Genomic DNA, 12,414 nt, shown 5'->3' on the forward strand with positions numbered 1-12,414 from the left:
CACCTCGGGTCTTGTCTGCCCCACCCCACTATTCCGGCATTCACTCCATCATTTCATAAATATACAAGCCCCAGTACGCCACGGGCGCGGTGAAGTAGCCCACCGGCCGCAGCCCCGCCCCTTCCGGCCGCGCCAGCCGCACCGCCGACAGCACGTAGCGCCCGCCCAGCCGCCGGAACGCCCGGGCATCGAAGCGCCAGTGCTGCACCGTGAGGCTGTCGTGGCGGGACACGCGGAAGTTGCGGCCCAGCTCGGCTGAGAAGAGGTAGCAGCGGCTGCCCCAGTCGTCGAAGTAGCGCCGCAGCTCGGGGCTCTTGGCCAGTTCGCCGGCAATCAGCGGGCGGAACTGGTGCTTGTAGCTGAGCGGGTAGGTGCTCTGGTAGCTGTCGAGGGTGTAGAAGCCGCTGAGCTGGGCCACGGCGGGCGGCAGGCCCAGGCAGGCCACGCGCCACGCGCGGGCGGGCTGCCCGCTGCGCTGCTCCAGGCGCTGCCGCACCCGCGTCAGCAGCTCTGGGGCTAGGAACTGCTGCCAGCTGGGCTCGTGCGCATCGGCCCGACCGGCCCAGCGGCGCAGGTTCTGGCTCCACTCGGGGTTCTGGCCCAGGCCTAGCAGCAGCTGCAACGCCACCAGGCCGGTGCGCAGCGGGCCGGCGGGCAACTCGCGCAGCGCCAGCACCCAGAGGCCGAACCAGAGCAGCGGCGTGAGAAAGTGGAAGCGGCTGAGGTTGAAAGCCCCGAGTGAAGGCGCCAGGCGCTGCACCGGCCCCATCAGCTGGGGGTAGAAGCCGCAGAACACGGCCAGCAGCAGCAGGCCGGCCAGGGCGCTCATGGTGCCGGCTTCCCAGCCCCGGTCGGTTTCGCCGCGGCGCCAGCGCCACCACGCGGCCACGGGCAGGGTGAGCAGGATGACGCCGCGGAAAAAGCGGCTGGCGTGGTACTGGCCCCACATAAAGTACTGCCAGGAGCTCAGGATGCCCGCTTTCAGGCCCTTGGGCGTCAGCTCGGCCAGCCGGAATTCCACCCGGTGCGGCACATACTGCGGGTGCAGCAGGGTGCTGCTGAGCAGCGGCCACTCCACCACCACGTAGCCCAGGGCCAGCACTCCTACCCCACCCCAGGCGGCCAGCGGCAGGCGGCGCTTCAGCAGCAGGTCGGCCAGCAGCAGCAGGCCAAAGGCGGCCAGCAGGAAGAAGCCCGCCAGCACCAGCATCGACCAGAGCGGGAACAGGGCCAGCGTCAGCCAGTCGTACCACCGGCCGCGGCCGGCACGCAGGTTCAGCAGGGCCAGCGCGGGCCAGGGCGTGCCCAGCGCCGAGAGGCCGTACATCGAGTGCATGGGCAGCACCGCCCAGGCCAGGGCCACGGCGGCGGCCAGCGGGCGGTCAGTGGGGCGGCGCAGGGCGTAGCGGCGCAGCAGCAGGTACAGGCCCAGCAGGGCGGCGGCGCGCACCAGCAGGTCGTTGGTCCAGTAGGCGGCCAGCGGGGGCAGCAGGCCGAAGAGGCCCACGGTCACGTTCAGGCCCGGGCGCTGGGCGCTGCGCGGCAGCCCGTTCATGATGGCCGGAATGGTGGCCTCGGGGCGGTAGTCCAGGGCCACGCCGAAGCGGTGCAGCAGCACCGGCACGCTCACTTCGGCGTCGAGGTTGTCGTCGAGGATGACGTAGCTATCGGGGCCGCGCAGCAGGACGGGCAGCCACAGCAGCAGCAGGGCCAGCAGCGCCCAGACGACGGGACGGCGGAAAACGGGCGGATTCGGGGCACTCATGCGGCGCAAAGGTCGCAGCCGGGGCGGGTAATTGCGCCGAAGGACATCGGAAATGGATCTGCAGCCGGCCGTCTATTGAGCCTCGTATCGATACGCAAGCAAATCGGGTGTCGACATTCAGTTGAGCGTGACACCAATCGGTTGGGCGTGGTGAAGCTCGGTTGACCGTGGCGAAAGTCGGTTGGGCGTGATGATGCTCGGTTGCCCCTGGAAAACCGCCGCGCATGGATGGAAACCTGAGCCGCACGGGTGGAAACGTCCCGCGCATGGCTGGAAACGCCGCCGTTACCCCCGGAAATGCGCCGGCCACAGCTGGAAATACGGCGGTTAGGCGGGGAAATCTGGCGGTCAGGGCTGGAGATGCGGCCGACAGGGTCGACAATGCCTCGGACACGCCTGCCGACGGGTCCGTTAGCCCTGGTTTCGGCCCTAGCTGCGCGGGTGAAACGCCGTGATGACCTGCCGCAGGTAGTCGCGGTCGAGGTGGGTGTAGATTTCGGTGGTGGTGATGCTTTCGTGACCGAGCATTTCCTGCACGGCGCGCAAGTCGGCCCCGCCCTCGATGAGGTGGGTGGCGAAGGAGTGGCGGAAGGTGTGCGGGCTGATGACCTTGTCGATGCCGGCCTTCACGGCGGTGTCCTTGATGATGTTGAACACCATCACCCGCGAGAGGGCGCCGCCCCGGCGGTTCAGGAAAATGATGTCCTCGGAGCCGCGCTGCACCTCTAGGTGGCAGCGCACGCCTTCCAGGTACAGGCCCACGTGCTTGAGCGCGTCGCGGCCGATGGGCACCAGGCGCTCCTTCGAGCCCTTGCCCATGACGCGCACGAAGCCCTGGTCGACGTACATATTCGAGAGGCGCAGCCCCACCAGCTCCGACACGCGCAGGCCCGAGGAGTAGAGCACCTCCAGCATGGCGCGGTTGCGGGTGCCCTCGTTGGTGCTCAGGTCGATGGCCGAGAGCAGCCGCTCGATTTCCTCGTAGCTGAGCGTGTCGGGCAGCTTGCGCCCCAGCTTCGGCGACTCCACCGTGTCGGTGGGGTCCTGCTGGGCCAGGTCTTCGATGAGCAGAAACTTGTAGAAGGCCCGCAGGCCCGAGAGGGTGCGGGCCTGGGAGTTGGCCGTCAGCTCCAGCTCGCTGAGCCAGGCCAGAAAGTCGCGCACGATGCCGCTGGTCACCTGCTCGGGCCGGGCGGGCAGCTTGCGGATTTCCAGGTACTGGCGCAGCTTGTCCACGTCGCGCACGTAGGCCTCGATGGAGTGGCCCGACAAGGACTTTTCCAGCCGCAGGTAGCCTTCAAACTGTTTCAGGGCAAGGTTCCAGGTAAGCGCCATACCCGTAAAGTTAGCCTGAAAACGCGCTGGCGCCGGTTTAGCGAGCGAAGCGCGTGTAACCGGTGCCCGGCATAAAGCAGGTTTTCAACCTGCGTGGAACGTTGTCGGATCGGAGCAGCCGAATTGCGCAGGTGCTGCCCGCAGGCTGAAAGCCTGACTGATGTTGGGCACCGGTTACGCAACTCCGTTGCTAAACCGGCGCCAGCCGACCAACCTAATCGGCCGGGTCCACGTCGAAGCGGCCCGACTCCACCCGGATTTTGCCGCCGCTGGTCGAGGTGGCCGTGAAGGCGAAGGTACCTGACACGATGGTGTAGGGCACCACCTGCCCGGTGAGCGAGCCGGTGCGGGTGCGGTGCTCCACCTTGGTGATGATGAGCTGGCCCTGGTCGGCGGGCCCGGCGGTGAAGGTTTCCATGTTGGCCCCGTCGTTGTCGCGGCGCCAGTAGCTGGCCGTGAAGCCGCTGCCCAGCGCGTAGGTGCCCGGCACGATGTCGGGGGCGCTGACGGCGAGGTTGAATTCCTCCCAGCCGGGGGCGTCGTCGTGGTCGTCGGAGGCGCGCAGGGTGAAGCTGCCGGGGTTGTAGTCGGGGTGCAGCGGGGGCAGCAGCGCGTGGTCGGAGCGCGGCAGCCACACCTTGTCGTCGAGCAGGCAGCCGAAGGTGCCCTTGCCCTCCTGGGTTTCGGCGGGCAGCTTGGGCTTGATGGCATCGGCGACTTTCTTGCAGCCGCTGCCCCCCAGCAGGGCCAGCGTGAGCAGGGGCAGAAGGAGCGTACGGCGCAGGCGCGGGGCGGGCAGATTCATGGCCTCAAAGGTAGGACGGCCGGCACCGGGCCCAAATCACATCTTCGGGTGGCCTGACTTTACAACGCCCGCTTCCGGGTGCCCGGCCCGTAAACAAATCGGGCCTGGCAGCGTCCCCAACGCAGTTTTGGCGCCGGTCGGGCTTAGACCTGAAGCCTGCCTTTCTTCTGCAAGCGCCGGGTTGGTCCGGCGGGTTAGCGAAACCGCCGCCCGCGCTGCATCTTCGCCCCATGCAAATCCTGATCATCAACGGCCCCAACCTGAACCTGCTCGGCCGCCGCGAGCCGGGCATCTACGGCACGCGCTCCTTCGAGGACTACCTGCCCGAGCTGCAGGAGGCCTTTCCCGACTTCGCCATCGAGCATTTTCAGAGCAACCACGAGGGCGCGCTCATCGACAAGCTGCACGAAGTGGGCTTCGCCTACCACGGCATCGTGCTGAACGCGGGCGGCTACACCCACACCAGCGTGGCCCTGGCCGACGCCATTGCCGACATCAACACGCCCGTGGTCGAAGTGCACCTCTCCAACCTCGCCGCCCGCGAGGAGTTCCGTCAGCGCAGCCTGATCGGGCGGCACTGCGTGGGGAGCATCAGCGGCTTCAAGCTGGAAAGCTACCGCCTGGCCCTGCAGTACTTCCAGAACCTGCGCCCCCGGCGAGTGGGGTTTAAATCGGGGAATTGAGCAGGCTGACGGCAGCACCCGCAGTCATTGCGAGCGAAGCGCGGCAATCGTTCCTCCAGTAGCACCGCCGATAACATGCCCACTGACCGAAAGCGCCCCCGCCCGAATCCGCACAGCGACGGGTTTCGGGCGGTGCCGTTTTTGGTTTCTGCCGGTCGTACCGTTGCTGCTGCTGGAGGAAAGATTGCCGCGCTTCGCTCGCAATGACGCCACCCGCACCGGCGGCATGGATTACCGGCGGCACGAATCCGTTCCTGTTATCCGTTAGCTATCCGTTCAACTCCCCGATCTACCTTTGCCGCTCCTCTCCTAGCCTTTCGCACCTATGTATACATTCAATCCCGGCCCGTCGCAGGTATACCCGGCCATTCGGCAGTACCTCACGGCCGCTTTCGACGAGGGCTGGCTCTCGGCCCCGCACCGCGGGGAGCGGTTTACGGCCCTGGTCCGCCAGACGGTGGCCGAGCTGAAAACCAAGCTCAACATCCCGCAGGACTACTTCGTGTTCTTCACCAGCTCGGCCACCGAGTGCTGGGAAATCCTGGCCCAGAGCCTGACCAAGCAGCGCAGCTTTCACCTCTACAACGGCTCGTTCGGCGAGAAGTGGCTGGACTACGCCCAGGCCATTCACCCGGCCAGCTCGGGCCACCAGTTCGGCCTGGAGGAAGTGCCCGACGCCAGCCTCATTCCCGCCGACGCCGACCTGGTCTGCATCACCCAGAACGAAACCAGCACCGCCACCCAGCTGCGCGACGGGGCCGTGCTCAACCTCTTCAACCGCTGCCAGCAGACCGGCGCCCTGCTCTGCGTCGACGTCACCTCCTCGCTGGCGGGCATTCAGCTCAAGCACATCAAGGCCGATGTGTGGTACGGCTCGGTGCAGAAGTGCTTCGGTATGCCGGCCGGCCTGGGCCTGCTCATCTGCTCGCCCCGGGCCATTGCCCGCGCCCGCGAAATCGGTGAGAAGGGCCACTACAACTCGCTGGTGAGCATGTACGAGAAGATGCTCAACCACCAGACCACCCACACGCCCAACGTGCTGGCCATCTACCTGCTCTGCCGCGTACTGCTCGACCGCGCCCCCATCAAGGCCATCGACCAGCACCTGCGCGAGCGGGCCCAACGGCTGTACCAGTTCCTGGAGGAGCACCCGCAGTTTCAGCCCCTGGTGCAGAACCCCGAGACGCGCTCCACCACCGTCATTGCCGTGCAGGCCGCTCCGGCCCTCATCGACGAGGTGAAGAAGCGCGCCGCCGCCGCCGGCCTCACCCTGGGCAGCGGCTACGGCAACTGGGCCAAGAGCACCTTCCGCATTGCCAACTTCCCCGCCCTGCCCGACGTGGCCTTCGACCAGCTGCTGCAGGTGCTGAGCGCGGTGCCGGCGGCTTAACGGTCTTCCTTCACGGCCACCATGGGCCGTCATGTCGAGCGTAGTCGAGACATCTCGCGTGCTGACTCCTGCTAGTACCTTTGTGGCTCAACGAAGAAGATACTACCAGGAGTCAGCACGCGAAATGCTTCGCCTCTGCATGACGGGCTGGAGTATATTACGCTCATGCCTGACTTTGCCACCCTGTTCTCGCTGAAGCAGATTTCGTCGGTGACGCTGACGTTGTTTGCCATCATCGACATCCTGGGCTCCATTCCAATCATCATCCAGATCCGCCAGCGCGAGGGCCGCATCAACTCCGAAGTGGCCACCCTGGTGGCGGGCGTGCTGATGGTGGTGTTCCTGTTCCTAGGCCAGAGCATCCTGGCCCTGTTCAGCGTCGACCTGGCCTCGTTTGCCCTGGCCGGCTCGCTCATCATCTTCTTCATCGCGCTGGAAATGGTGCTGGGGGTGCAGATTTTCCGCCACAACCCCACCACCAGCGGCACCGGCTCCATCGTGCCGCTGGCCTTCCCGCTCATCGTGGGGGCCGGCACCATGACCACGCTGCTGTCGCTGCGGGCCATCTACTCGCTGCCCAACGTGCTGGTGGGCATCGTGGTGAACCTGGTATTCGTGTACCTGGTGCTCAAAAGCAGCCACTGGATTGAGCGCAAGCTCGGGCAGGCCGGCGAAGACATTCTGCGCCGCGTGTTCGGCGTCATCCTGCTGGCCATTGCCATCAAGCTCTTCAAACAGAATTTTTAATTTTCAGAACGTCATTCCGAGCGAAGCCGAGGAATCTCGCGTGTTTAGCTGGATAGTAATTTTCTCTAAAAAAAGAATGTACTACCTGCCATCAGCACGCGAGATTCCTCGACTTCGCTCGGAATGACGTTCTAATTTCTCCTTTTGCCCCTTGATTCACCTGTTCACCGACGGCTCGTCGCGCGGCAACCCCGGGCCCGGCGGCTACGGCGCCATTCTGCGCTTCGGGCCGCACGAAAAAGAACTTACCCAGGGCTTCCGCCTGACCACCAACAACCGCATGGAGCTGCTGGCCGTCATCATTGGCCTGGAAGCCATTACCCGCCCCGAGCTACCCATCACCGTCGTAACGGACTCCAAGTACGTGGTCGACGCGGTGGAGAAACGTTGGGTATTCGGCTGGGAAAAGAAGCCTGACTTCGGCAAAAAGGCCAACGAGGACCTTTGGCGCCGCTTCTTGAAGGTGTACCGCCAGCGCAAGGTGCAGTTCAAGTGGGTACGCGGCCACAACGGCCACGCCGAAAACGAGCGGTGCGACCAGCTGGCCGTGGGCAGCGCCACCCAGGGCCGCTTGTTGGTCGACGAGGGCTACGAGCTGATCGAGGCCCGGCGGGCTTAGTCCGGCTGCCTTTTCTCCCGCGCCGTGCCCAACGACTACTTTCAGTTCAAGCATTTCCGCATCGAGCAGGCCGCCTGCGCCATGAAGGTCAGTACCGACGCCTGCGTGCTGGGCGCGGCAGCCGGGGTAGCCGGTGCCGCGCGCATCCTGGACGTGGGCTCCGGCACCGGCCTGCTGGCCCTGATGGCCGCCCAGCGCAATCCTACGGCGCGGATTGAAGCCGTGGAAATCGACGCGGCGGCGGCGGCCCAGGCGGCGCGCAACGTGGCCGCCTCGCCCTGGGCCGCCCGGATTCGGGTTCACGCCCTAAGCCTGGCCGATTACGCGGCTACCGCGCCCGGGCCGTTCGACCACATCCTGAGCAATCCGCCGTTTTTCCGCCACTCCCTCCGCTCCCCCGACGCGCAGCGCACCACCGCCCGCCACGCCGCCGCTGATACGCTGAGCTTCGCCGAGCTGGCCGCCTTTGCCGCCGCACACCTCACGCCCGCCGGCCGCCTCACGGTGCTGCTGCCCCCGCCCGAGATGCGCGAGTTTGAGCAGGAAGCCGCCCGCGCTGCCCTCTCCCCCATCAGTCACCTGATTCTGCGGCACCGCCCCGGCAGCAAGCCGCTGCGGCACGTGACAACGTTCGGCTTGGCCGCTGGTCCGCAGCCGACACCAGTAGAGTCGCCGCTGACCATTCACGCCGCCGACGAGTCGTATTCTGCCGAATTCCGCACCTTGCTGCGAGACTTTTACCTGGCCTTCTGATGCCCTGGCGGCGCGACGGTACTGATAAGCCCGCGGGAGCCTCAACCACGCCCCGGTCGCACCAGTAGCAAGTCGCAGACGGTTTTGCGCTGCCCGGCGTGGCCAATGCGCAACGTATCGACCAGGGCCAGCAGTGCATGCATGGTCGTGCAGACGGGCGGTGGGCACACCGGGGCTGAAGGTGCAGGGGTGGGCCTGAAACATGTAGGACCGCACCGTAGACCAGCAGGCCGGCGACGCAGGACGTCGGAAATTTTGGCGGAACTGATGAGGAAGAAGGCGAGGCTTTTGCCTTGCCGGGGCAAGGCGCCTGGGTCGTAATCTTCAGCAGCCCAAGCCCGCGTCCTGGGGCCGCATACCGCTGTGCTTTCACATGTCCCCACGGGAACGAGCTGACGCGCGCTTCATCAACCGCGAATCCAGGACGAAATAAGGGTTATGGTGGCGAAGCTAGGGTTGATTGGTGAGAAAAAGCGAGTTTATTTAAAATTATTCTAAATAATTCTTGCAGGACAAGATTCCAGAATTACTTTTACCACTGTTTAGAAATTATCTAAACAGCGCTGCGGGAACAGCGGTGCGGCTGCCACGGGCCGGAAGGACCGGCGGCAGCCCCCCCCCGCCGCTGCCATTTCATGCGGTTGTCAGTTGTCAGTTGTCAGAAAATACGCTGCCTGACCAGTACCGGGCTGACACTTGCCCTACCAACTCGCAACTGACAACCACCAAAACTCCACAACCATGCACCGGTGCCTTCATTCCAACGAGTTCGGCTGTGCCCTGCGCTGCCCGGGTGGCTGCTGCCTGCACGTCTATTTCGGCAACGTAGCCCTGGCTCTGAAGCCCCACGAGCTGGCTCCCTGGCTCGATACCGTCCATAATCTGTACAACGGCTACGCCCTGGAATCGGCCCAGGAGCCCGATATGCGCCGCATCAGCCTGCGCAGTCCCGTCGACAACCTCACGCTGCTGTTCAGCCTCAATGAGCTGATGTGGCTGAACGATTTGCTAACCAGTTCCAAGCTGCTACTGGAGGTGGAGCAGATTCTGGAAGATTCGTAACGGGCTTCCGGCGCCGGTAAAAGGCTGGCCATTCTGAGCGCAGCAAAAGACCTTCCTCCTACCCTGTACCAACTGTAAAGTGCAGCCACCAACGCCCAATTGTCAGGGCGAAGCGGCTGCGCTTTAGCGTTCCAGAAGGCTGGCGGCGGTGCAGGGTGCGAGAAGGGTCCTTAACCTTCAGCTCGGCTGGGCGCAGGGTGACGGAAAATCTACTTTCCTACCGCTCCGGCAGCAAGGTCTGCAGCCGTTGGAGCTTGTGCTGGTGCAGGGTATCGAGCAGGTCGGCGGAAAGGGCCCCGAACTCCGTTTGGGCGTAGTGGCGCAGCACCCGGCCGTCGGCCAGCACGGTTATTTCGTCGCAGAGCTCGGTGAGGGAGCCCAGCAGGTGCGAGGTCAGCAGCAGGCCGGTGCCCTGCCGGCGCAGGCGGCGCAGCATTTCCATCAGCAGCAGGTTGGCGCCCAGGTCAAGGCCGTTGAAGGGCTCGTCGAGGATGAGGTAGCGGAAGGGCTGCACCAGCAGCGGCAGCAGCGCCAGCTTCTTTTTCATGCCGGCCGAGTAGGTTTCGGCGTACTGATCGAGGGGCAGCTCCAGCAGCTCGTTCCAGGCATCGAGGCCGCGCACGGGCTGGCGACGGGCCTGCAGACAGAAGGTGACGTACTCGCGGCCAGTCAGGCGCGGGTAGAAAAACGGCTCGTAGGGCAGCAGGCCGGCGCATTCGCGGATGGCCTGGCCGCTGGCTTCGCGCACCTCGCCCTGGTAATCGGCCAGCAGTCCGTAGAGGCAGCTCAGCAGGGTGGTTTTGCCGGCCCCGTTGGCGCCCACCAGCCCATGAATGCTGCCGGGCCGCAGTGTCAGGCTCACGCCGCGCAGCACCTCGTGGCGGCCGTAGCGGTAGTGCAGGTCGCGGATGTTAATCATAGCGGTAGGTGCGGAGGCGGTAGCGGCTGCGCCAGACGAGGCCCACCAGCGCGGCGGCCAGCAGGGCCGCGTACACCGAATGGACCAGAATGAGGAAGCCCAGCGCCACCACCGCGCCCTGGGCGTAGCGCATGATGGTGACGTGCGGGTAGAACGTGTATTTAGCCAATATCACCAGGGTCAGCACCGTCAGGCACCAGAGCAGCAGCGCGGCGGCCCCACCCCAGCTCGCGGCGCCCAGCCCCAGCAGGACCAGAAACGGCGCGGCCGTCAGCCCGAAGTACAGGACGGCCCAGCCCAGGCGGCCGCGCAGCCACTGCCCGGGGCTGCGGGCCGCGCTCAGCAGCATCTCCACGGGTTCGGGCACGTCGTAGAAGCTGGTGACGAGCAGTAGCCACGCGACCAGGCACAGCGCGGGCGCAGCGCTTTGCTCGCGCTGCCACACGGCTACGGCCAGCAGCACCAGCCACAGCAGCCAGCCGGTCCGGCGGCGCAGCCCGCTCACCCATTCGAAGGCCTCGGCCCGCACCAGGCTGCGGCGGGTGCGGGCGGTGCGCTCGGCCGCAGGGGGCAGCAGGACGGCCAGCGGCGGCAGCAGCACGGTGAGCAGGGCACTCCACCAGTAGCCGAAGGGCAACAGCCAAGCGGCCCCTAACAGCCCAAGCACCACGTACTCCCCCATCAGCCAGCGGCGGTACTGCGGCGCTGTGAGCTGCAGAAACGTCAGGTCAGCGCGCTGGCGGTGGCCCCCCACGACGGCCAGGGCCAGCAGCGGCGGCACGGCCCATTGCGCGGCGGGCTGGGTGGCCAGCACCAGCCACAGCTGCCGCCCGGCCGCCGCCAGCAGCACCAACAGCAAGGCCGCGCGCCACCAGCCCAGCTCGGCCCATTGGCGCGTTTGGGTGCGCAGGCGCAGAAGCAGGTAGTCTTTCATCGGGCCGATAACGCGGCGGGGCTAGGCCAGCGCGTGTTCCGATTCCACAAACCGAATGTTGTAGTCGATTTCCAGCTCCCGCAGAATGGGCCGGTATAGGTCGGCGTGCACGGGCACCACCACGCCCTGGTGGGCCACCTCGCCCCGGGCCAGACGGCGCACGGCCATGCCCAGCGGCAAACCCACGGTCTTGGCCATGGCCGTGTGCACCGCGTCGTCGCCGGTAACCACCAGCGAGGAAGTGCGCTGCTGCGCGGGGCCACCCTCGGCCGGCTCGTACTCAAACAGGTGCTGCATCACAATCATGTCGTGGTCGTGGGGTTGCAGCTGCCATTTGGCGGTCAGCAGGCGCTCCAGCAGCTGCGCGGGCGTGGCGTCGGGCAGGCCCACGGGCGCGGGGCCGAACAGCCCGGCCCAGGCGAGGCGCTGCATTTCTTCGCCGGCGGGGTCGAGGCCGAGGTAGGCGGCCACGCGCGCGGGCAGCGCCAATTCGGCGGCCGGCGGCAGGAACGACTCGATCAGGCTGGCCCAGGGCAGCTCGGCGGCGTTGCCGAGGTGATAGGAGTCGTCAGTGAGGCCCAGCGCGACCAGGGCGGCCCAGGCGGCGCAGTAGCCGGGACGGCGCAGGGTGCCGCGCAGCATGGTCGGAATGTCGTCGAGGCCGTAGAGCGGGCGGTAGCTCAGGGAGTCGCGGTTGGCGTAGCCCTCAAACTCGCCGTAGCCCGGCACGCTTAGCCGCTCGGTGCGCCGAAACAGCTGCTGGTACGGGATGAAGCGCGGGTGCCCGCCCTCGATGTAGCGGGCCGTGCCCTGCCCGGCCACCACCACGTTGCGCGGGTTCCAGGTGAACTTGTAGCGCCACGGATTGTCGCCCTCCGAGTCGGGCGCCATCAGCCCGCCGCAGTACGACTTAAACGACGTCAGCCGCCCGCCCTGGGCCCGGATTTCCTCGATGACGGGCAGCGCCGACATGTGGTCCAGCCCCGGGTCGAGCCCGCATTCCATCAGAAACGTCAGCCCCTGCGCCTTGGCCTGGGCATCGAAGCCGCGAATTTCCTCGGTGGCGTACGAGGCCGTGGCCAGGTGCCGGCCGTGGTGCAGGCAGGCCTGGGCCACCAGCGGGTGAAACAGCGCCGGCAGCATCGAAATGGCCACTTCGTGCGCGGCCACCAGCTCGTGCAGCCGCTCCGTCTGCCCGATTTCGAAGGCTACGGCCCGGGCCCGCTCGCCGTGCGCGGCCACCACCGGGCCCAGCGGCTCGGGGTTCACGTCGGCAATGGTGAGCTGCCAGTCTTCGGTGGCGAGGTGGCGAAGCAGGTACTGAATCAGGGACGAAGCCGAGCGGCCAGCGCCGAGCAGGAGGATGCGGGTCATGCAGGTGGGAAAGTGAGTTATCTGTTGC

The 12,414-nt window shown here is 66.3% G+C and carries 12 protein-coding genes; 6 read left to right on the forward strand and 6 right to left on the reverse strand.

Features of this window, described 5'->3' with window-relative positions; translation table 11 throughout:
* Positions 1 to 40: 40 nt before the first annotated feature.
* From FDY95_RS01295 to FDY95_RS01305, 3 genes are all read right to left on the reverse strand, one after another.
* Positions 41 to 1,765, reverse strand: coding sequence for a DUF6044 family protein (locus FDY95_RS01295; protein WP_138074915.1), 1,725 nt, complete (start codon positions 1,763 to 1,765; stop codon positions 41 to 43).
* A 429-nt stretch (positions 1,766 to 2,194) separates the two neighbouring features.
* Positions 2,195 to 3,100, reverse strand: a complete 906-nt coding sequence (xerD, locus tag FDY95_RS01300) for a site-specific tyrosine recombinase XerD (protein ID WP_138074916.1) — start codon at positions 3,098 to 3,100, stop codon at positions 2,195 to 2,197.
* Positions 3,101 to 3,314: 214 nt separating this feature from the next.
* A complete protein-coding gene (locus FDY95_RS01305) occupies positions 3,315 to 3,905 on the reverse strand; it encodes a hypothetical protein (RefSeq protein WP_138074917.1) in 591 nt (196 codons plus the stop codon).
* 230 nt (positions 3,906 to 4,135) lie between these two features.
* On the opposite strand from FDY95_RS01305, the gene aroQ reads away from it, so the two are divergent.
* The 6 genes from aroQ (at position 4,136) to FDY95_RS01335 (ending at position 9,159) form a co-directional block, all read left to right on the forward strand.
* Positions 4,136 to 4,588, forward strand: a complete 453-nt coding sequence (gene aroQ, locus FDY95_RS01310; RefSeq protein WP_138074918.1) for a type II 3-dehydroquinate dehydratase — start codon at positions 4,136 to 4,138, stop codon at positions 4,586 to 4,588.
* 325 nt (positions 4,589 to 4,913) lie between these two features.
* Positions 4,914 to 5,978, forward strand: coding sequence for an aminotransferase class V-fold PLP-dependent enzyme (locus tag FDY95_RS01315; protein WP_138074919.1), 1,065 nt, complete (start codon positions 4,914 to 4,916; stop codon positions 5,976 to 5,978).
* A 183-nt stretch (positions 5,979 to 6,161) separates the two neighbouring features.
* Positions 6,162 to 6,725, forward strand: a complete 564-nt coding sequence (locus tag FDY95_RS01320; protein WP_138075444.1) for a MarC family protein — start codon at positions 6,162 to 6,164, stop codon at positions 6,723 to 6,725.
* Positions 6,726 to 6,876: 151 nt separating this feature from the next.
* Positions 6,877 to 7,344: a ribonuclease HI gene (rnhA, locus tag FDY95_RS01325; protein ID WP_138074920.1), complete on the forward strand. Its 468-nt coding sequence runs from the start codon at positions 6,877 to 6,879 to the stop codon at positions 7,342 to 7,344.
* Between the two features lie 24 nt (positions 7,345 to 7,368).
* A complete protein-coding gene (locus FDY95_RS01330; RefSeq protein ID WP_246073894.1) occupies positions 7,369 to 8,097 on the forward strand; it encodes a tRNA1(Val) (adenine(37)-N6)-methyltransferase in 729 nt (242 codons plus the stop codon).
* Between the two features lie 741 nt (positions 8,098 to 8,838).
* A complete protein-coding gene (locus tag FDY95_RS01335; protein WP_138074921.1) occupies positions 8,839 to 9,159 on the forward strand; it encodes a DUF6686 family protein in 321 nt (106 codons plus the stop codon).
* A gap of 217 nt (positions 9,160 to 9,376) precedes the next feature.
* On the opposite strand, the gene FDY95_RS01340 is transcribed toward FDY95_RS01335, so the two are convergent.
* From FDY95_RS01340 to FDY95_RS01350, 3 genes are read right to left on the reverse strand one after another with little or no spacing between them, the layout of a single operon-like run.
* Positions 9,377 to 10,078, reverse strand: coding sequence for an ATP-binding cassette domain-containing protein (locus FDY95_RS01340; protein WP_138074922.1), 702 nt, complete (start codon positions 10,076 to 10,078; stop codon positions 9,377 to 9,379).
* The gene (locus tag FDY95_RS01345) at positions 10,071 to 11,012 is read right to left on the reverse strand and encodes a hypothetical protein (protein WP_138074923.1); all 942 of its coding nucleotides are present in this window, start codon (positions 11,010 to 11,012) and stop codon (positions 10,071 to 10,073) included. The genes FDY95_RS01340 and FDY95_RS01345 overlap by 8 nt, the downstream gene beginning before the upstream one ends.
* A gap of 21 nt (positions 11,013 to 11,033) precedes the next feature.
* Positions 11,034 to 12,386: a saccharopine dehydrogenase family protein gene (locus tag FDY95_RS01350; RefSeq protein ID WP_138074924.1), complete on the reverse strand. Its 1,353-nt coding sequence runs from the start codon at positions 12,384 to 12,386 to the stop codon at positions 11,034 to 11,036.
* Between the last annotated feature and the right edge of the window lie 28 nt (positions 12,387 to 12,414).

Source organism: Hymenobacter jeollabukensis, assembly GCF_005771675.1.
Classification (GTDB): Bacteria; Bacteroidota; Bacteroidia; order Cytophagales; family Hymenobacteraceae; genus Solirubrum; species Solirubrum jeollabukense.